At 37.2% G+C, this 20236-nt stretch carries 17 protein-coding genes; 9 read left to right on the top strand and 8 right to left on the bottom strand.

Translation table 11 applies throughout. The annotated features are described in order from the left end of the window. Window positions 1-80: 80 nt before the first annotated feature. Window positions 81-980: an AraC family transcriptional regulator gene (locus Q0093_RS09580; protein ID WP_294177758.1), complete on the bottom strand. Its 900-nt coding sequence runs from the start codon at window positions 978-980 to the stop codon at window positions 81-83. Between the two features lie 166 nt (window positions 981-1146). Between Q0093_RS09580 and Q0093_RS09575 the strand changes: the two genes are divergently transcribed. From Q0093_RS09575 to Q0093_RS09555, 5 genes are all read left to right on the top strand, one after another. Continuing rightward, a complete protein-coding gene (locus tag Q0093_RS09575) occupies window positions 1147-2328 on the top strand; it encodes an iron-containing alcohol dehydrogenase (protein WP_297929933.1) in 1182 nt (393 codons plus the stop codon). 75 nt (window positions 2329-2403) lie between these two features. After that, on the top strand, window positions 2404-2964 hold the full coding sequence (locus Q0093_RS09570; RefSeq protein WP_297929931.1) for a flavodoxin: 561 nt from the start codon (window positions 2404-2406) through the stop codon (window positions 2962-2964). A 6-nt stretch (window positions 2965-2970) separates the two neighbouring features. Then, window positions 2971-3834, top strand: a complete 864-nt coding sequence (locus Q0093_RS09565) for an aldo/keto reductase (RefSeq protein WP_297929929.1) — start codon at window positions 2971-2973, stop codon at window positions 3832-3834. Window positions 3835-3854: 20 nt separating this feature from the next. Further along, the gene (locus Q0093_RS09560; protein ID WP_297929927.1) at window positions 3855-4424 is read left to right on the top strand and encodes an NAD(P)H-dependent oxidoreductase; all 570 of its coding nucleotides are present in this window, start codon (window positions 3855-3857) and stop codon (window positions 4422-4424) included. A gap of 249 nt (window positions 4425-4673) precedes the next feature. After that, a complete protein-coding gene (locus tag Q0093_RS09555; RefSeq protein ID WP_297929925.1) occupies window positions 4674-5324 on the top strand; it encodes an HAD-IA family hydrolase in 651 nt (216 codons plus the stop codon). Between the two features lie 221 nt (window positions 5325-5545). Here the strand turns inward: Q0093_RS09555 and Q0093_RS09550 are convergent, their stop codons facing one another. The 3 genes from Q0093_RS09550 to Q0093_RS09540 all read right to left on the bottom strand — a co-directional run bounded on the left by Q0093_RS09550 (window position 5546) and on the right by Q0093_RS09540 (window position 9253). Next, window positions 5546-6172, bottom strand: coding sequence for a DedA family protein (locus tag Q0093_RS09550; RefSeq protein ID WP_294177764.1), 627 nt, complete (start codon window positions 6170-6172; stop codon window positions 5546-5548). 100 nt (window positions 6173-6272) lie between these two features. Further along, window positions 6273-7196, bottom strand: coding sequence for a Ppx/GppA family phosphatase (locus tag Q0093_RS09545; protein WP_297929922.1), 924 nt, complete (start codon window positions 7194-7196; stop codon window positions 6273-6275). Continuing rightward, complete coding sequence (locus Q0093_RS09540; RefSeq protein ID WP_297929920.1) at window positions 7193-9253, bottom strand: RNA degradosome polyphosphate kinase; 2061 nt, start codon at window positions 9251-9253, stop codon at window positions 7193-7195. Before Q0093_RS09540 ends, Q0093_RS09545 begins: the two co-directional genes overlap by 4 nt. A gap of 251 nt (window positions 9254-9504) precedes the next feature. Between Q0093_RS09540 and Q0093_RS09535 the strand changes: the two genes are divergently transcribed. From Q0093_RS09535 to Q0093_RS09525, 3 genes are all read left to right on the top strand, one after another. Continuing rightward, complete coding sequence (locus Q0093_RS09535) at window positions 9505-11244, top strand: thiamine pyrophosphate-dependent enzyme (RefSeq protein ID WP_297929918.1); 1740 nt, start codon at window positions 9505-9507, stop codon at window positions 11242-11244. Between the two features lie 51 nt (window positions 11245-11295). Next, window positions 11296-11490, top strand: coding sequence for a hypothetical protein (locus Q0093_RS09530; protein WP_009319270.1), 195 nt, complete (start codon window positions 11296-11298; stop codon window positions 11488-11490). A gap of 583 nt (window positions 11491-12073) precedes the next feature. Then, a complete protein-coding gene (locus Q0093_RS09525) occupies window positions 12074-12856 on the top strand; it encodes a formate/nitrite transporter family protein (RefSeq protein WP_297929916.1) in 783 nt (260 codons plus the stop codon). Between the two features lie 31 nt (window positions 12857-12887). Here the strand turns inward: Q0093_RS09525 and Q0093_RS09520 are convergent, their stop codons facing one another. From Q0093_RS09520 to Q0093_RS09505, 4 genes are all read right to left on the bottom strand, one after another. Next, window positions 12888-13421 (bottom strand): GNAT family N-acetyltransferase, encoded by a 534-nt coding sequence (locus Q0093_RS09520; RefSeq protein WP_297929914.1) that lies wholly within the window; start codon window positions 13419-13421, stop codon window positions 12888-12890. 44 nt (window positions 13422-13465) lie between these two features. Continuing rightward, on the bottom strand, window positions 13466-14899 hold the full coding sequence (locus Q0093_RS09515) for a DHA2 family efflux MFS transporter permease subunit (protein WP_294177770.1): 1434 nt from the start codon (window positions 14897-14899) through the stop codon (window positions 13466-13468). A 227-nt stretch (window positions 14900-15126) separates the two neighbouring features. Continuing rightward, complete coding sequence (locus tag Q0093_RS09510; RefSeq protein WP_294177771.1) at window positions 15127-16707, bottom strand: sulfatase; 1581 nt, start codon at window positions 16705-16707, stop codon at window positions 15127-15129. 184 nt (window positions 16708-16891) lie between these two features. Beyond that, the gene (locus Q0093_RS09505) at window positions 16892-18436 is read right to left on the bottom strand and encodes an arylsulfatase (protein WP_297929912.1); all 1545 of its coding nucleotides are present in this window, start codon (window positions 18434-18436) and stop codon (window positions 16892-16894) included. Between the two features lie 242 nt (window positions 18437-18678). Between Q0093_RS09505 and Q0093_RS09500 the strand changes: the two genes are divergently transcribed. After that, window positions 18679-19953 (top strand): replication-associated recombination protein A, encoded by a 1275-nt coding sequence (locus Q0093_RS09500; protein ID WP_009319262.1) that lies wholly within the window; start codon window positions 18679-18681, stop codon window positions 19951-19953. The last annotated feature ends 283 nt before the right edge of the window (window positions 19954-20236 follow it).

Raw genomic sequence — 20236 nt, 5'->3', positions numbered from 1 at the left:
CTTTTATCGGAAAATTTAGGCTCTAAGGCCTCAAAATTATCCCTTTGCAAAACCGACCTTACCTATAACTTTTTTATAGCTCAACCTTGCAGTCTGTATTCATTCGGTGTACAGCCTACACACTTTTTAAATAAACGACTGAAATGCTGTGGATACTGAAAACCTAAACCGTACGCAATTTCACTTATTGTCTTATCCGTATCCAAAATCCGTTCTTTTGCCATATTTATTAGCTCGAGCTGAATATATTCTTGTGCCGTCTTCCCGGTTTCCCGTTTTATCAAATCACCGAAATAATTAGGTGATAAGCACAACCGGTCAGCACAATATTTCACAGAAGGTAATCCTATACTACGAGGTTTATCTGTATGAAAATAATCATTCAGAATATTCTCAAATTTCACAAGCACATCTTTATTGACATTAGTCCGTGTTATAAACTGACGTTCATAAAAACGAATGCAATAATCTAATAACAACTCGATATTTCTCGAAATTAGAGTTTTGCTATGCTTATCTACACCATGTCGAAGTTCATGCTCTATATTATGCAAACAATCATATACGATCTGTCTTTCTTGATCTGACAAATGAAGAGCCTCATTCACTTCATAAGAAAAAAACGTATAATTTTTGATATTTCTACCAAGAGATGTTCCTCTTATTAAATCAGGATGAAAAGTCAAAGCCCACCCTTTAGGCTGAATGATCTCTCCATTGTCCTCGACGCCGATTATCTGGCCCGGAGCAAGGAAAACAAGAGTCCCCTCTTGATAATCGTAATGCTGCCTGCCATATATCAAATCTCCGCACTTCACTTCCTTCAAAAAGATCGTATAAAAGCCAAAACTCATTCGGGCATGACGCACAGGCTTTGCCTTCGACATATCTATCACACTGACTAACGGATGCAATGTTTCGATTCCCATACGAGAATTATACTGATCGACTGTCTCTATCTTTAAAATATTATCTTTCATAACTTTACTGTTTTGAATTAATGCAAAGTTAACATTTTTATCAATACTATAATCCATACTTTTTCAAATCCGTAATAATGGTACAAAGACCCGTAATTCATCTACAAATCAATATAAATAACCAATATAATTTTGCAGTGTAGATAACAAAAAAACAAAATCAATTATGGACACGAAAATGAATTTCGATATGTATGTCCCGACACATACTTTATTCGGCGCAGGAATGTTAAACAATCTGCATTTTCAAAAAATGCCGGGGCAAAAAGCTTTACTCGTAATATCTAACGGCAAATCAACCAAAACAAACGGGTATCTAAAACGTACAGAAGAACAGCTTCAAAAAGCCGGAGTAAAATTCACCGTATTTGACCAAATTGAAGCAAATCCTTTAAAGTCCACGGTCATGGCAGGAGGGAATGCTGCCCGGACAAATGAATGCGATTTTATTGTAGCTTTGGGAGGCGGTAGCGTCATGGATGCCTCAAAAGCTATTGCAATTATGGCTACCAATGACGGAGATTATTGGGATTATATACCTTCCGGAAGCGGAAAAGGTAAAATTATAACGAATGCACCGCTACCTATTATCGCCATCACAACAACTGCCGGAACAGGGTCGGAAACCGATCCGGGCTGCGTCATTACGAATGAAAAAACTCATGAGAAGACAGGTTTTGTTCATCCCTCTTTATTTCCTGTTCTCGCAATTGTCGATCCCGAACTGATGTTATCTGTTCCGCCCCGATTTAGTGCCTATCAAGGGTTCGATGCATTATTCCACAGCGTAGAAGCATACGTATCGAACGGAGCAAATTTAATGAGCGATATGTACGCTTTGACTGCAATAGAAAATGTATCTCTTAATTTACCAAAGACAATAAAAAACGGAAATGACATAGAAGCCCGTACAAAGGTTGCATTCGGAAATACGCTTTCCGGATCTGTAATGTGTGTAGGCCGGTGTAATAGCGAACACTCTTTAGAACATGCCATGTCTGCTTATCATCAAGAACTTCCTCACGGAGCCGGACTGATTATGATAAGCAAAGCCTACTTCACTCACCTTATTAAACAACATGTATGCGATGATCGTTTTATAAAGATGGCAAAAGTCATGGGTATAAGAAACGCAACAGAACCAATGGACTTTATCATTGCTCTTACAAAACTTCAGGAAGATTGCGGTGTAGCCGATCTTAAAATGTCCGATTATGGTATCACTCCCGATGAATTTGAAAAATTCGCCATCAATGCAAAAGACACAATGGGTTTTCTTTTCTCATGTGATCGTATTCCGCTAAGTAATGAAGATTGTATAAATATTTATGCCGCATCCTACAAATAAATAGCTTCAATAACAAAGTGGAAAAGCTTAAAAAATGAAGTTTTCCCAAAATGTTTAATCATATACATAAAAATCATGAAAATCCTGTATTCTCTATTTACATTTATCATTATGATATCGAACAGTTTTAATTCTCCAGCACAAAATAACAGTTCAAAAATCTTAGTAGCTTATTATTCTTATAGCGGAAATACTAAGATTGTTGCCGAACAGATACAAAAAGGAACTGACGGCGATATATTTGAAATTCAACCTGTCGAATCTTATCCCAAAGATTATCAAGAAGTTGTCGATCAAGCTAAAAAAGAGATCAATAATAATTATAAACCTGAATTAAAAACAAAAGTAAAGGATATTGAAAAATATGATGTAATTTTTGTGGGATCTCCTTGCTGGTGGGCGACAATAGCACCTCCGGTAGCGACATTTCTGTCAAGTCATAATCTTTCAGGAAAAACGATCATTCCGTTTATGACTCACGAAGGCAGCCGTATGGGACATACAGAAAACGATATAAAGACTCTTTGTCCGAAATCGAAAATTTTAAATGGTCTTCCCATACGAGGCAGTCAAGTAAAACAAGCTGAAGGAGATGTTATGAAATGGTTAGAAAAAATAGGAATGCTAAAAAAATAAGAAATCATGCAAAAAGTAAAATTAAATAACGGTGTAGAAATGCCGATCTTAGGTTATGGAGTTTATTTGGTCACTCCTGAAGAATGTGAACGTTGTGTACTCGACGCCATAAGCATAGGTTACCGCAGCATAGATACAGCACAAGCATATTATAATGAAGAAGGTGTAGGTGCAGCTATCACTAAATGTGGTGTTCCTCGCAATGAATTATTTATTACTACTAAAGTCTGGATCAGCAATGCAGGAGAAGAAAAAGCTGCGGCCAGCATCGATGAGTCTTTACGAAAATTACGTACCGACTATATCGACCTGTTACTCATTCACCAACCTTTCGGAGATTATTACGGAACATACCGAGCTATGGAAAAAGCTGTAAAAGCCGGGAAAGTAAGAAGTATTGGTTTGAGTAACTTTTATCCCGACCGTTTTGTTGATTTAGCAGAAAACGTCGATATAAAACCTGCTGTAAATCAATTACGAACGAACGTATTCAGTCAACAATGGGATGCGGAAATAGAGATGAACAAATACGAGACCCGCATTATGGCATGGGCTCCGCTCACACAGACAAATAAAGCTCTGTTTGACAACCCTACCATTAAGAAGATCGCTGACAATCATGGCAAAACAGCAACACAAGTGGCCTTGCGTTATCTTATTCAAAGAAATATTATCGCTATTCCCAAATCTACTCATATAGAACGAATGAAACAGAATTTAGAAATATTTGATTTTTCTCTTACCGATACAGAGATGGAATCTATTCATCCACTCGATCAAGAAACAGATTTCCAATGGTCACACCGTAATCCTGAATTGGTACGTTTTTTGCTGAATTATGATAAACAATTCAATCCCCAAAACAAATAAATAACCTGTTACATTGAAATATGAAAAATATATTGATAGTATCGGGACATCCAGACTTGAATAATTCATTTGCAAACAAGAACATATTGGAAGAGCTGAACAGACTGTTACCTGAAGCAGAGTTTGCTTATTTAGACAAACTATACCCGGATTTCCGTATAGATATAGAAACAGAACAAAAACGGCTGCTTCGCGCAGATATTATCGTCTTCCAATTTCCTCTATTCTGGTATAGTGCTCCTTCTCTACTGCATCGTTGGATAGAACAAACGTTTGTACATGGTTTTTCTCACGGGCGAACAGGAGACAAGCTGAAAGGTAAACAGTTGATACTCTCTTTTACTTCCGGTGCTCCAGAGGAAATGTACTGTTACGGCGGATTACAAAATTATCCTATCGAAGATTTTCTTCCGTCCTATAAACAGCTGGCCAATCTATGCGGATTGCAATGGGAAGGCTATATATATAGCGGAGGTCTCTCTTACGCGAACCGCCACGATGAGAAGATTCTGAGACAAATGAAAGACAAAGCCATTAATCACGCTTATTCATTGGTTGGAAAAATAAAGAGCTTAGAGAGGAGTGTTTAAATTTTTCGATTAAAGAAATTATTATTCTCACAGACCCGAGCAAAATTGAAACAGGCTCTTTATTTAAAATATACGACATTATAGACAACGAAATGTTGTCTATAATGTTTTCAGAATAACATCTGAGAAATTAGATTCCGCTCCTTTAAAATCGATTTCCCGACATAACCCTATTGATAGATTAAAAAAAAATTTATTTATTTGCCACGCTCAAAATTAGCTGTTAAAACAACTCATATAAATAAAAGAATGAAATACTCCTATCTGCTCTTAGATTTGGATGGAACTGTTACCGACTCAATGACAGGTATTACCCGATCGGTACAATATGCATTAAAATATTTCGGAATTGAAGTAAAAGAATTAGGACTGCTACAACCGTTTATTGGTCCTCCCCTCAAAGATTCTTTCAAAGAATTTTATCATTTTACCGAAGAGCAAGCAATTCTCGCTACATCAAAATATCATGAATATTTTTCTTCGAAAGGAATATTCGAAAATGCCGTTTATCCCGGAATAAAAGATTTCTTACAGAAACAAAAAAAGGAAAATAAGCAAATATTATTAGCAACGTCTAAACCGGAGATTTTAGCCAAACAGATACTCGATCATTTTGGATTATCATTTTATTTTGATTTTATAGGAGGCGCGACTTTTAATGATAGCCGATCTTCCAAAAAGGACGTTATTAATTATGTATTAGAAAACTGCCAACTCAAAAACGAATTAGATAAATGCATCATGATCGGAGACCGGAAACACGATATAGAAGGAGCTAAGGCAAATCACATTTCTTCAGCAGGAGTCCTATACGGCTACGGTAGTAAGGAAGAACTCATACAGGCAAAAGCCGATTATATAGTCAAAGATTTAAGGGAATTGCAAACAGTACTTATCTAAGAGGCTGTCTAAATTTTCCGATAAAAAAAATATTATCAGGTCATTTTTGCGCTTTCTTCCGGTCTGTTTTCCCGTTTTCCCTCGTCAAATAGCCCGCTATCATCCTCCTAAAAACAGAAAAATATCCTCGTAAGAAACTCTCAAATCTGACCCGAGCAAAATTTACGACAGGCTCTAAAAGTGAAAACTCAAAGAACCTTGCCCAAAATTTTCATAATGCATCAAGGCTTTTTTACTCCTTTATATATCAACACCCCTAATACTAAAACACCTAAAGCAATGAACCCCCAAGAAAGCTCTTTACTATATTCCGCTACTTTACTCATTAACTGATCTTGAGGGACAACCGATTCGAGATAATATCCTATTGCAGCCAATATGATATTCCAAAGACCTGCCCCTAATGTCGTATAAAGTAAGAATGTAGATAACTTCATCCGAGCAAGTCCGGCAGGTATAGAAATCAACTGCCTGACTGCAGGCACTAAACGTCCTACAAAAGTCGATATACGACCGTTATCATCGAAAAATTTTTCTGCTTTCATAACAGATGCTTCATCAATCAAGCACATATGTCCGATACGGCTCGATGCAAATTTATATATCAAAGGACGTCCTATCCACATTGCTAAATAATAATTCACTAAAGCTCCGATATTTGCTCCTAACGTTGCAAACAAAACCACCAGATAAATATTCAGTTCACCGGCAGCCGCCTTATATGCAGCAGGAGGAACTACAATTTCCGAAGGAAAAGGTATGAACGAACTCTCTATCGCCATTAATAAAGTAATAGTCCAATAATTCAAATGGTCTAAACACCACTGTATAAAAGCCAATGACTCCATATATTATCTTTTAATTATTTTGCAAAGATAACCAGCGAATTAACCATTCATGTTTCATTCATAATGCATTTATATTACATTTTTATTACAAAAACACACATTACCTATTACGGTTAGCTGCATACAACCCATCTATAATGCCATCGGCCAGTCCGATCACAGGAACATAAATATATTCAGTATGAAGAATTTCCGCTATCGTCAAAAATATTTCGGATGCAGGAATAATAACGTCAGCCCGGTCAGGTTTTAAATTAAAAACCTGCATACGTTCTTCGAACGAAAGCGACTTAAGTTTCTCATAAAGAGACTTTAATACTGCAACCGATATGCGCTGTCGTTTCTTATCGGTTTTCTCTGCCAAACGATACAATTTATTGATATTTCCACCTGAACCGATAATATTAGTTCCGGAATAGATTTCCGATAATGTTCTCATATCGACTTCAAGACGTTTCCACTCTTCAAAATCTACTGCATCATTTAACATGCGCACTGTTCCTATATTATAAGATTTAGAGCATACCAACTCTCCTTTTATCAATAAATTGACTTCTGTACTTCCGCCGCCAACATCCACATACATATAATTTCCATGTCGGTCTTCCATACACTCTATATGGTTATTATAAACCATACGGGCTTCTTCTTGTCCTGTAATAATTTCAATTTTAATTCCGGTTTTTCTCTCTATCATTTTAATAATATCTTTCCCATTGACAGCATCTCGCATTGCAGAAGTCGCACAAGCACGATAATCTGTTACATCATATATTTTCATTAAATGACGATACGATTTCATCAAACGAATCATATTTTTTTCTTTCTTTTCAGAGATACGTCCTTTAGAAAAAACATCGAACCCCAAACGAAGAGGAACACGAAGCAACAATACTTTAGAGAATTTCTTTTCGGAATTTTCGTTTATATGCTTAATAAGTAATCGTACCGCATTAGAACCTATATCAATAGCGGCATAATTCTTTTCGGATCGCTTATTTCTACTCTTATTTTCTTTATTCATTCTTGATTTTTTTCTAAATAGTAATCATACAGTGCACTTTGAGAACGAAACGGAATATTGTCATCCGTAGTCCAAGAACTGTTTTTCCCAGTACCATCTACTACACGTCCTTGCAAAGTATCTCTCAATCCATAATCGATAATTTTTTTCATTTCTTCTTTTATAGCTTGATCATACACCGGTGTTATGACTTCTATACGGTTATCCAAATTACGCGGCATCCAATCTGCCGAACCGAGAAAAACTTTTTCCTTTCCTCCTGCCGCAAAAATAAATATGCGCGAATGCTCCAAATAACGATCGACAATACCGTTAATATGTATATTATCGCTTACTCCCCGCACTCCTGTAATAAGAGAACAATTTCCCCGTACAAGCATATCTATCAACACGCCTTTTTGCGACGCTTCGTATAACTTATTTACGATAACAGGATCTGTTACATGATTTATCTTAATCTTAATATACGCCGGTTTTCCCGCTTTTTTATTTTTTATCTCGTCATTGATAAGAGATAAAAACTTTCGCTTCATCTCATTCGGTGAAACCAATAATTCTTTAAAACGAACAGGTATGTAAGGATATTCGATAAAATCGAATACGGAATTAACATCTTTCACAATACGTGGAGCTGAGGTCATCAACATACAATCAGTGTAAGACCGTGCATTTCCTTCATGAAAATTTCCCGTACTTATACAAGCGATATCCGCACCTGTTTTCATTGAAATATGGGCAATTTTCGAATGCACTTTCAAACCTTCTACTCCAAAAATAACTTTAATTCCTGCATCCTGCATCTTTTTCGACCATCCGATATTAGATGCCTCATCAAAACGCGCAAGTAACTCGATAACAACAGTTACTTTCTTCCCATTACGAGCAGCACCGATTAAAGCTTTTACCACTTTCGACTCTTTAGCTAAACGATAAAGAGTTATTTTGATACCTTTTACCTGTTTATTTACCGCTGCTTCCTGTAATATCCGGATAAAAGAATCAAAACTGTGATAAGGAACATGTATAAAACGATCTTTTTTATGAATTTCATCAAAAATACTTCCGGGAACAGAAAGATCCTCCTTCAATATAGGAGTCCACAAAGGATATTTCAGATCTTTGCGTCCACAATCCGGAAAGTGCATCAAATCTTTATGATTCTGATAACGCCCACCTCCCAAAACAGTATCGAGGCTGTCTAAATTCAATTTTTTCAATACCCTTTTCAAAAGATCTTTAGGCATCTCCATGTCATAAACGACACGCAAAGGCTCTCCTTTTTTACGGCTTTTGATTCCTTTAGATATTTTCTGAAGCATTCCGTTACGCAAGTCGTTATCAATTTCCATCTCAGCATCACGAGTAAACTTAAAAGAATACGCCTCAAAATGAATATAATCCAGACCTTTAAAGATCAGAGATAAACAACATCTGACCACATCATCGAGATACATTAAAAAACTTTTTCCATCTTTATCAGGTAACCGAATAAAACGCCCACAGACAGAAACAGGAAGTTCAAGCAAAGCATATTCCGGAGTAACGTTCACATTCTTTTTCAACAATTTTACAGCCAAATATATATCTTCATCCGTTTCACTATCGAGTTGCTTTATTGCCGAAAACCAAACCGGAACAATAAAACCGTTCAATTTCTCCCAATAAAAAGAACGAATAAAACCGAGTTGCTCTTCATCTGCCTCTTTATCAGAAATCAAATAAATATTTTCACAACGCAATTTCTCTGTCACATCCTTTACCGCTTTCTCATAATCCTTAGAATAACTGCCATTTAATTTAGCTATACGTTTAATAAGCTGCTTAGCATTCTCTCTTTCTCGTAAAGCAGAGCGATCATTACATTCGGCAATCCGATTTTGAGTTGCTACGCGTACCCGAAAAAATTCATCTAAATTATTAGAATAAATTCCCAGAAAAGCTAAACGTTCTAATAAAGGTACATTTTCCTTACAGGCTTCCTGAAGAATTCTTCGGTTAAAATACATCCAACTAATATCCCGGTCTAAATAATATCGGCTTAACTTCTTGTCTCCCATATCATCGTATTTTCTGCAAAAGAAGAATACTTGCGTTACAATTATATTACATATTTATAATAATACAATTAAATTCGACACAAGTTCTTCTTTCACAGCCAATAACTCCAAAATATAACCTCTTTTTACTATCAAAACTATTTTTCACGCCAAAACATATTCTTAACTGACAATATATGAAAACCATTCCTCCCTATCAAATGTTTTATATCTATGCAAAATCGTTATTATATAAACTTATAGAGATATTTATGGCACAAAAAGTAGCAGAACAAGTCGTTGACATGCTGGTCGATACCGGAGTAAAGCGAATTTACGCTGTCACCGGAGACAGTTTGAACGAAATCAATGATGCAGTAAGACGAAATGAAAAAATAGACTGGATACATGTCCGTCATGAAGAAACAGGAGCTTTTGCCGCCGGAGCTGAAGCCCAAATAACCGGTAATATCGCTTGCTGTGCCGGAAGTAGTGGACCGGGACATGTGCATCTGATAAACGGAATATATGATGCTCATCGTTCCAATGCTCCAGTAATAGCAATAGCCTCAACAATCGCCACCCATGAATTCGGCACTAAATATTTTCAAGAAACAAATACGATAAAATTATTCGATGATTGCAGCTATTACAACGAAATAGCGACAACCGCACAGCAATTGCCGAGAATGATGCAAGCTGCAATTCAGACAGCTATTTCAAAAAAAGGCGTTTCTGTCATCGGGTTACCCGGAGACTTAACTTCTCAGAAAGTTGTCGATATAGATTCTTCTAACATACCTTATCACTCAAAACCCGTTGTTTCTCCTCAGATTACAAAAATAAAAAGAATTGCTTCTTTATTGAATAAAGCGAATAAAGTCACCATCTTTTGCGGTATAGGCGCACAAAATGCCCATGACGAAGTAGTCGAATTGTCACAATCTTTAAATGCACCTGTCGCATATTCGTTTAAAGGGAAAATGAGTATTCAACATAATAATCCGAATGAGGTAGGAATGACCGGTCTGTTGGGCTTGCCATCAGGATATTACAGTATGCAAGAAGCAGAAATATTATTATTGTTAGGCACAGATTTCCCATACACCCCCTTTATGCCTGAAAACAGTTATATCATTCAAGTCGATATCCGGGCTAATCGCATAGGAAGAAGAGCGAAAGTAAATATGGGTATAGTCGGAGATGTTAAAGATACCCTCAAAATACTAAACCCGCTTATAGAACCCAAAAAGGATGACAAGTTCCTTAAACGGCATTTGAAGATATACGAAACCGTAAAAAAGAATCTCAATACTTATGTCACAAACAAAGGTGCGGAAAACAAGATACATCCCGAATACGTAATGTACCTTATCAATAAGAAAGCTGATGAAAACGCTATATTCACCGTAGATACAGGAATGACCTGCGTATGGGGAGCTCGTTATTTGGAAAGTACCGGAAAACGAATGATGTTAGGCTCATTTAATCACGGATCAATGGCAAATGCAATGCCTCAAGCAATCGGTGCTGCATTGGCTGCTCCCGACCGGCAAATTATAGCCTTGTGCGGCGACGGCGGATTATCTATGCTTTTAGGGGATTTGGAAACAATTGTACAGTACAAACTCCCTGTAAAAATCATAGTGTTTAACAACAGGGCTTTAGGAATGGTAAAATTAGAAATGGAAGTAGCCGGACTTCCTGACAACCAAACGAATATGCTGAATCCCGATTTTGAACTTGTGGCCAAGGCTATGGGAATGACCGGGTTTACCGTACGACATCCTGATAATGTAGAATCTGTTCTCGAATCGGCGATGAAAACAGATGGTCCGGTATTAGTAAATATTATGACCGATCCCAATGCTTTAGCAATGCCCCCCAAAATAGAGTTCGACCAAATGCTCGGATTTGCACAATCTATGTACAAACTAATTTTGAATGGAAGAACAAAAGAAGTCATGGAAACGATAAATTCCAATATAAAACATTGGAAAGAAGCTTTATGATGTTATCCGCTAAATTTCACTATCTTTGCAGTCCGTTAATTTAATTCGGCGATGAAAAAGAAAATGAAATTTACTCAAGAAGATTACCTCAAAGCTAACAGAAAAGCGAGCCGAGAGGAAGAAATCGAAAAACATGGACGTCCGGTTTCATTTAATCGAATCCATGTTTCAAAAAAAGTATATAACCGAAAAAGGATTAAGGCAGGCGACAAAAACCTGCCTTATTTATTTGAAAAAGCTGCATGAGGTTTAGAGCCTATCTAAATTTTCCAATAAGAAAATATCATCAGGTCATTTTTGCGCTTTCTTCCGGTTTATTTTCCCGTTTTTACTCGTTAGATAGCTGCTATCATCCTCGTAAAGACAACAGAACATCCTCGAAAGAAGCTCCTAACCAACCTGTATGAAATTCAGGTAAACTCCCAAAGGACATGTTTAAATTTTATTGAATATAAAAACAGAAGGCCGGTCTCTCCCGAGCCGGCCTTCCCAAACTTGAAATATATCAAAAACAAGAAAGAGGATAGCTTATTCCAAGAATAAGCAAGGATAATAATACCAATGAAACACACAAAAAACAAGAATATCATAAATAGATAAAACTTAAAACTTTCCACGTTATTCCAGACTACAATCTCTATTGTTCGTCTAATAAACGATCCTGTATCGCTTGTTTGACTATAAAACATTGCAAATCTCTCAATTGTTTTACAATAAACATTATTTAACAATAAAGAGCTGCTTAAATTTTATGAAACTATTTTTACCATCTGTTCCGGGTGCAATAAAATCCACTATATTTGCATCCTACTAAAAAGAGAAACACATCATGAGTACACTATCTCCTTCGGAAATCGTTATATCAGCAGAAAAAGCGGCTTTGCAAAAAATCGGATTCAGTACACGAAAAACCGTTACTTTAGGTATATTAGCCGGAATTTATATAGCAATGGGGGGATTATTGTCTCTTCTAATCGGTAGCGGATTTCCTGAAATAACGAATAGCAATCCCGGACTACAAAAACTTCTTTCCGGCTGTATGTTCCCTTTAGGTCTCATATTAGTTGTCATCGCCGGAGCAGAACTATTCACAGGCAATAATGCGGTTTTAATACCGGGAGTATTAAACGGCAAATATAAATGGACGGCAGTATGGAAAAACTGGATCATCGTTTATTTCAGTAACTTTATCGGAGCTCTCTTTTTCGTCTATATTATGGTACATTCGACAGGAGTTGTTGCTTCCGATCCTTGGCATTCGGCAATAAAAAATATTGCAGTCGCCAAAGTATCGATGTCTTGGATTACCGTCTTCTTAAAAGGAATCGGGGCTAATTGGCTCGTATGCCTTGCCGTATGGTTAGGAATGAGTTCTTCAAATACTGCCGGGAAATTCATAGGTTTGTGGTTTCCGGTCATGGGTTTTGTCGCGATCGGATATGAACACAGTATAGCCAACATGTTCTTTATTCCGTTAGGTATGCTCCAAGGAGCAGACATATCGGTTTACGATTTCTTGGTAAGCAATCTCATTCCGGCAACATTAGGAAACATAATTGGTGGAGCACTACTCGTAGGAGGTTTTTACTGGTATGCCTATCTAAAAAAATAAAAACATTTGCTTTTAAAAACCTATCTAAATTTTATATCCTAAAAGGATCGGAATAACGTACGATACCTTGAACTCCGTTCAAAGCACCGGGAAATAATTCTATTGCCATACAACATTCTTCAGGGACATCGAAAGGAAACTCGATATTAAAATCAGAGGCTTTTTTATAACCGAACCTCGTATAGTAATCTTTATGTCCTAATAAAACAGCAGAATCATAACCTAACCGAGATGCTCGGCTATGCGCTTCCCGAAGCAATATGCCACCAATACCCTGTTTTTGGAATTCAGGTAAGACCGAAAGCGGAGCTACTCCCAACGAAATAACCGACTTATTTTCCGATACTATTTTCACTTTTGTCAGTAAAATATGTCCCACGATTTTTTCCTCATCGACCTCTGCTACTAAAGAAAGTTCCGGAATAAAAGCATCCGATTTGCGCAAACGACCGACTAATTGATGCTCGGTATGATCGCTTTCCTCTACATTTTCAAAAGCGCATTTTATCAAATTATCGACAACACTATAATCAATAATTTGCTCTTGTCTAATTTTAATATTCATTATTTATAAAATTACTCAAACTTATTGACCGATAAAAGACAGCTTCAAAACATTTTTTTCTTCAGCATTACCACACTACCGGCATCTTTTGACAACTTTGTATATCCATAAAGATGTATAAAGCCGAGAATCGTTACAAAAATAAATGCTAATCTGAAGTCAGGAACAGTATAATGACCGGCAATTCCATGATTTATAATATTCGAAAAACGCAAAACTACTGCTCCCATAGCGATTCCCATACCCGTCGACATTTGTTGTACGGTACTATACAAAGTATTTGCCGCAGTCGTCTGGGAAGCTGGCGTATCGGTAAAAGCCAGAGTTGTTAAAGAACTGAATTGTAACGATCGGAAAAGACCCGCAGTGAATAAAACCAAAACTATGACATAAACCGGAGTCGTAGGCATCAACAATGCGGTAAAGAAGGTAAACAAAGCCGAAAAACAACCATTTACGATCAATATCGTACGAAATCGGAAACGGTGCATAATCCATACTGTCAATGATTTCATAGATAAATTTCCGACCATTGTTGACAAAAATAATAGTCCCGACTCAAAAGGATTCAACCCAAACCCTTCCTGAAACATCAATGGCACAAGATAGGGAAAAACTCCTATAATCATCCGAGACACAGACCCGGTAAGAATCGTCACTTTATAAGAATTGATTTTCATCACAGAATAATCGATCAAAGGATGTGATACATGCCTCGAATACCTGACATTAAACCACAACAAAAGCAAACTGAAGCCTACAATCAATAAAGAATAAAAATAAGAAACACCGTCTTTGCTTAAAATCTCAACTCCATACATAAATCCGGCTAAAGAAAAACCGCTCAATACAAATCCCACAGCGTCAAACCGCACTTTCAGCCTTTCTTTACACTCTTCCGAAGGAATATATTTCCATGCCAGAAAAATGCACATAATGCTGATGGGTACATTCAAATAAAAAATATACCGCCAATTCCAATAAGTCGTTAAATATCCTCCCACAAGAGGACCGATAATCGGAGCGACTAATGCAGGTAAAGTTATATAATTCATTGCAACCGGTAAATCTTCTTTAGGCGTAGTCTTCAATACAGCCAAACGCCCGACAGGAGACATCATCGCACCTGCCATTCCCTGCATAATACGATACAAAACAAATTGAGTCAAGGAAACAGATGTCCCGCACAATATCGAAGCCAATATAAAAAACGCAACAGCCGTACAAAAAACATTACGTGTACCAAAACGATCGGCAATCCACCCACTGACCGGAATAAATATCGCTAAAGCTATTAAATAAGATGTTACACCTGTACTCAAATGGATAACATCAACTCCAAAAGAACGTGCCATTGCAGGTATTGCCGTATTTACAGCCGTCGTATCTAAAAACTGCATAAAAAATGCAATAGCGACTATCAATGACACTGTAACAGATCTGTTAAATTTAAACGGTAATTTCTCTCTCCACTTCATTCATCTCTATTTTCCACCGAAATCACACAATCTTTTCTCAAACTTCATGAAAAAATTTAAACTCCGCATTTTCATTCAGATCGGGAAAATTATCAGGCTCTCAAATATTTTCCCTAAGAGACTGCCTAAATTTTCCGATAAAAAATACTCTCAACAAATTTAGGCAGTCTCTAAAAAACAGCACAAAGATACTCGATTTATATCAAATTATTATTTCCTTCGGGACATCATTCTATCATAAACCTGTTCAAGGATAATGCAAACGTATCATTATACTGTTTTTGTAAACGCACCAGTTCCCGATTCATAAAATCAACGACTTTCCCGTATTTCGGATCATCAAACACATTATGCATCTCTGTCGGATCTTTTTCGAGATCATACAGTTCCCAAGCATCTATATCATTATAAAAATGTATTAACTTATATTTATCCGTACGAACTCCATAATGGCGTTTTACGGCATGTTCTGCCGGATATTCATAAAAATGATAATAAAGAGACCTTCTCCAATTTTTCGGATTCTCCCCTTTCAATAAAGGGAGTAAAGAGATACCCTGCATATCTTCAGGGATAGGTACTCCTGCCAAATCTAAAAATGTAGGTGCATAATCTATATTTTGAACTAATTGAGGAATATCTCCTTTTTTATCAAAATCTTTCGGCAAACGCATAATCAAAGGGGTACGCATAGACTCTTCGTACATGAAACGTTTATCGAACCATCCGTGTTCTCCCATATAAAATCCCTGATCAGAGGTATAAACAACCAATGTATTATCCGACAACCCTTTTTCTTCAAGATAATCAAGAACCCGTCCGACATTATCATCTAATGATTTTACTACTTTCATATAATCCCTCATATAACGCTGAAATTTCCATTCAGCCAATTCTTTTCCGCTGAATTTCCGAGAATAAAAATCTTGTATTATCGGATCATAAAAATGATCCCAAGCCTTACGTTCTTCCGGAGTCATCCGACCTATAAATTGTTCATATACCGATTTTAAACGGCTCTCTTTCCCAACTGCCAGCATTTTCAAATCATAAATAATATCCATATCTTCGGCAATACTCATCTCCTGTACTGCGGCAGCAAGACGCCCGTTATAATCATCGAAAAAATTATCCGGTAACGGGAAAGTTTTATCTTCATACAAAGGAAGATTCTTTATCTCAGGTAACCAGTCTCGATGTACGGCCTTATGATGCAAGAATATAGCAAAAGGTTTGGTCTCATCTCTCTCATTCTCCAGCCAATTTATTCCTATGTCGGTAATCAGGTTCGTAACATATCCTTGTCTTTGTACCGTATCATTATTCATACGGATAAAATCCGGATTATAATAATCGCCCTGACCGGGAAGAATCTCCCAATAATCAAATCCTGAAGGCAGACTTTCAAGATGCCATTTACCCACCAACGCAGTTTGGTATCCGGCTCTTCTGAGAAGTTTAGGCATTGTTTGCTGAGAAGAGTCAAAAACACAAGTGGTATTATCGGTAAATCCATTTGCATGACTATGTTTTCCTGTAATCATACAAGCCCTGCTCGGCCCGCTTAACGAATTGGCAACAAAGCTGTTCGTAAAACGAACACCATCTGCAGCAATACGATCCAAATTCGGAGTATTCATATAACGGGTATCATAACAACTCATCATTTGAGCTGTATGATCATCCGTCATAATGTATACAATATTATAGGGTTTCGCCGATTTCTCTTTTTTCCCTGAACAAGACAATGCAGAAAACAGAACTGCGACTCCCGATAACGAATATAAAACTTGACCAGAATATTTCATTGTATCAGTTAAATTTTATAACCTGTTTAATTTTATACTATTCGTTTTAAGTACAATAAGATAATTTTCGAATAGAATTTAAGAACCTGTCTAAATATTCAGACTTTTTGAATCTTTTTTCGGTCTATACAAAATCAAGACAGGCTCTAAAAACAGATCTTTAAGGTTTACGATTATTATTCCATTATTTTTTTCGAGACTTTACCTCATTCAACAGAACCGAAAGACGTTTCACTACTTCCGGATATTGCGTTGCAACATTCTGCTTCTCTGCCGGATCGGAAGACAGATCGTACAATTGAGCTTTAGGATTGTTTCCCAAATCCATTTCTACCCATGACACGGTATTAGGCAATTCACTCGGCTCTATATACTTCCATTTTCCCTGAATAATCGAAAGTGTATTATTCAGATTTTGCTGAACGACATATTCCCGGTCTTTCGATTCGTCACCTAAAAAGACAGAAAGATTGCCTCGACTATCCGGAGCGACCCCTTCCGGTAATTTCTTGCCTAACAGTTCAGCCATAGAAGCAAATACATCGACTTGCGAAAACAACGCATGTTGCTTTACAGGTTTGATTCTATCCGGCCATCGGACAATAAACGGCACACGTGTTCCGGCTTCATAAGCACTATATTTACCTCCTCTATAAATTCCCATAGGCGTATGCCCGTTCAGATTTTCCAAAGCTCCATCTATATATCCGTCATCAATCACAGGTCCGTTATCACTTGTAAAAATAAATAGAGTATTATTCGCTATGCCCAAACTGTCAAGCGTATGCATCAATTGCCCGATAGTCCAATCCAGTTGCAATATGACATCGCCTCTCACACCCAAACCGCTTTTTCCGGCAAAACGAGGATGTGGAATACGAGGAACATGCACATCCTGAGTCCCTAAATATAGAAAAAACGGATTTTCTTTGTTTTTGTCTATAAAGGCTTTAGCTTTAGAAACTATCGTGTCGGCAATATCCTCATCTACCCATAAAGCGGCTTTACCTCCCGTCATATATCCGATACGCCCTATACCATTGATAATCGTATTATCATGACCATGACTCGATTTCAATTTCAATAACTCAGGATTCTCTTTCCCAGTAGGCCAATTACCTACTTTTTTATTATAATCTACAAAAATAGGATCAGCCGGATCAAGATTTACTACCCTGTCATTTTCAACATATACACACGGAACACGATCTACCGTAGCCGGAATAACAAAATCATAATCAAAACCTATATTCCGAGGGCTCGGAGTTATCTCTCCATTCCAATCAGGTCCATTCGGTCCTCCCAACCCTAAATGCCATTTACCGATCGCACCGGTAACGTAACCGGCGTTCTTAAACAGATCAGCCATAGTAACACATGCCGTATCGATAATCATGCCGGCATTCCCCGTAGCGATCTCAGTATTCTCATAACGCCACGGATATGCTCCTGTCAACAGGCAAAACCGAGAAGGGGTACTTGTCGCCGATGATGCATAAGCATTCATAAACTGTACTCCCTGCGCTGCCAACGAATCGATATGGGGAGTTTGTATCTTCGTCGCACCATAACAACTCAAATCTCCAAACCCCAGATCATCCGAAAAAATATAAATTACATTCGGTAACCGATCTCCTGATTTTACAACTTCTTTTTTAGGAGAAACCGTACATCCGGTAAACAAAGAAAATCCGGGTAGCAGACTCCATAATAAATGAGGATGTTTCATTCTGATAGTATTTTAAAAGTTCACCATATACAAGTATTAATTAAAAGGACAGCCTATTTCATAGTTTCGATTCTATACATCCGAAGTATTTTTACAAAAATAAGATACTTTTTGAGTTAAAACAATAAATTGGTTGTTAATCTTCCCTCACCCTTTACACACACATCAAATTATTCTTTCGACAAGAATCTCTCCGATCTATTTTTTTGTACATTTGTAATATCAAATCAAAAAGCGATATTATGTTACAACCTCTGGCAGAAAGATTACGTCCCCAAAATTTAGACGAGTACATAGGACAAGAACATCTGGTAGGGAAAGGTGCTATTTTACGGCGAATGATCGATGCCGGACAAATTTCTTCCTTTATTTTATGGGGACCTCCGGGAGTCGGTAAAACGACCTTAGCCAAAATCATATCCAATCAATTAGACGTTCCGTTCTATACTCTAAGTGCCATTCATTCGGGAGTAAAAGATGTACGCGATGTTATAGAAAAATGCAAAAACAACCGGATGTTCCAAACGGGCAGACCGATACTTTTTATTGATGAAATACACCGATTCAATAAATCTCAACAAGACTCTTTATTAGGCGCTGTAGAAAACGGGACTGTTACCTTGATCGGTGCAACGACAGAAAATCCCTCTTTTGAAGTAATACGTCCCCTTTTATCGCGCTGCCAAGTATATGTTCTCAAATCTCTTGAAGTAAAAAACTTACAAGCACTTCTCGATCGAGCGATTCATTGCGACAAAGTACTGAAAAACTTAAAAATAAAAATACAAGAAACGAATGCACTGTTTCGTTACTCAGGAGGCGATGCTCGCAAACTTCTCAATATTTTAGACCTGATTACCAGCTCGAATGAAACTGAAAAAACAATAATTATCGATGATGCGACAGTAACAGAACGACTGCAACAAAATCCGTCAGCATACGATAAAGGCGGAGAAATGCATTATGACATCATATCGGCATTTATCAAGTCGATTCGGGGAAGCGACCCAGACGGAGCTATTTACTGGTTAGCCCGAATGGTAGCCGGAGGAGAAGATCCGGCCTTTATCGCCCGACGTCTTGTCATATCGGCAGCAGAAGATATCGGACTCGCTAATCCGAACGCCTTGTTAATCGCCAATGCTTGTTTCGACGCGCTTCAGAATATCGGATGGCCTGAAGGACGGATCATCCTGGCCGAAGCAACGATTTATCTGGCAAGCAGTCCTAAAAGCAATTCGGCCTATATGGCGATAAATGATGCTTTAGGAATAGTAGAACGTACCGGAAATCTACCTGTTCCGTTACATTTGCGAAACGCGCCGACATCTTTGATGAAAGAACTGGAATACGGTAAAAACTATAAATATGCACATGATTATGAAAATCATTTCGTCAAACAACAATTTCTTCCGGACGAATTAAAAAACGACTCTATATGGAAACCTCAGCCCAATCCGGCAGAAAATAAATTAAAAGACCATTTATCTTATTTATGGAAAGACCGTTATAAATAGACAAACTCCTTAAAAACGGGATTACAACTATAATATTGTAAACCAAACGGAGAGTAAAATAACAAATAGTTTTTTTATTTGTCTATTTATATTCAAATTGATCGGATATTTTTTTTGTTATACATAAAATTTGTATTAATTTCGCAGCATCGATATGCAACAGAAATTGTTTTCAATCCGATCCGGAATTCTCCGAATATTACATATTCACAGAAACCTTAATTGCATGCCGGAAAACAATTTCCTAAATATTAATAGAACAGTATATAAACTATAAATATTG

The sequence above is a fragment of the uncultured Coprobacter sp. genome (genome assembly GCF_947855755.1).
Lineage (GTDB): Bacteria > Bacteroidota > Bacteroidia > Bacteroidales > Coprobacteraceae > Coprobacter.
This window is presented reverse-complemented; position numbering and strand designations above follow the sequence as displayed.

Bases quoted from the DNA above. Each gene is read 5' to 3' on its own strand.
- Q0093_RS09580 (WP_294177758.1), bottom strand. From the start codon at position 980: ATGAAAGATAATATTTTAAAGATAGAGACAGTCGATCAGTATAATTCT.
- Q0093_RS09575 (WP_297929933.1), top strand. From the start codon at position 1,147: ATGGACACGAAAATGAATTTCGATATGTATGTCCCGACACATACTTTA.
- Q0093_RS09570 (WP_297929931.1), top strand. From the start codon at position 2,404: ATGAAAATCCTGTATTCTCTATTTACATTTATCATTATGATATCGAAC.
- Q0093_RS09565 (WP_297929929.1), top strand. From the start codon at position 2,971: ATGCAAAAAGTAAAATTAAATAACGGTGTAGAAATGCCGATCTTAGGT.
- Q0093_RS09560 (WP_297929927.1), top strand. From the start codon at position 3,855: ATGAAAAATATATTGATAGTATCGGGACATCCAGACTTGAATAATTCA.
- Q0093_RS09555 (WP_297929925.1), top strand. From the start codon at position 4,674: ATGAAATACTCCTATCTGCTCTTAGATTTGGATGGAACTGTTACCGAC.
- Q0093_RS09550 (WP_294177764.1), bottom strand. From the start codon at position 6,172: ATGGAGTCATTGGCTTTTATACAGTGGTGTTTAGACCATTTGAATTAT.
- Q0093_RS09545 (WP_297929922.1), bottom strand. From the start codon at position 7,196: ATGAATAAAGAAAATAAGAGTAGAAATAAGCGATCCGAAAAGAATTAT.
- Q0093_RS09540 (WP_297929920.1), bottom strand. From the start codon at position 9,253: ATGGGAGACAAGAAGTTAAGCCGATATTATTTAGACCGGGATATTAGT.
- Q0093_RS09535 (WP_297929918.1), top strand. From the start codon at position 9,505: ATGGCACAAAAAGTAGCAGAACAAGTCGTTGACATGCTGGTCGATACC.
- Q0093_RS09530 (WP_009319270.1), top strand. From the start codon at position 11,296: ATGAAAAAGAAAATGAAATTTACTCAAGAAGATTACCTCAAAGCTAAC.
- Q0093_RS09525 (WP_297929916.1), top strand. From the start codon at position 12,074: ATGAGTACACTATCTCCTTCGGAAATCGTTATATCAGCAGAAAAAGCG.
- Q0093_RS09520 (WP_297929914.1), bottom strand. From the start codon at position 13,421: ATGAATATTAAAATTAGACAAGAGCAAATTATTGATTATAGTGTTGTC.
- Q0093_RS09515 (WP_294177770.1), bottom strand. From the start codon at position 14,899: ATGAAGTGGAGAGAGAAATTACCGTTTAAATTTAACAGATCTGTTACA.
- Q0093_RS09510 (WP_294177771.1), bottom strand. From the start codon at position 16,707: ATGAAATATTCTGGTCAAGTTTTATATTCGTTATCGGGAGTCGCAGTT.
- Q0093_RS09505 (WP_297929912.1), bottom strand. From the start codon at position 18,436: ATGAAACATCCTCATTTATTATGGAGTCTGCTACCCGGATTTTCTTTG.
- Q0093_RS09500 (WP_009319262.1), top strand. From the start codon at position 18,679: ATGTTACAACCTCTGGCAGAAAGATTACGTCCCCAAAATTTAGACGAG.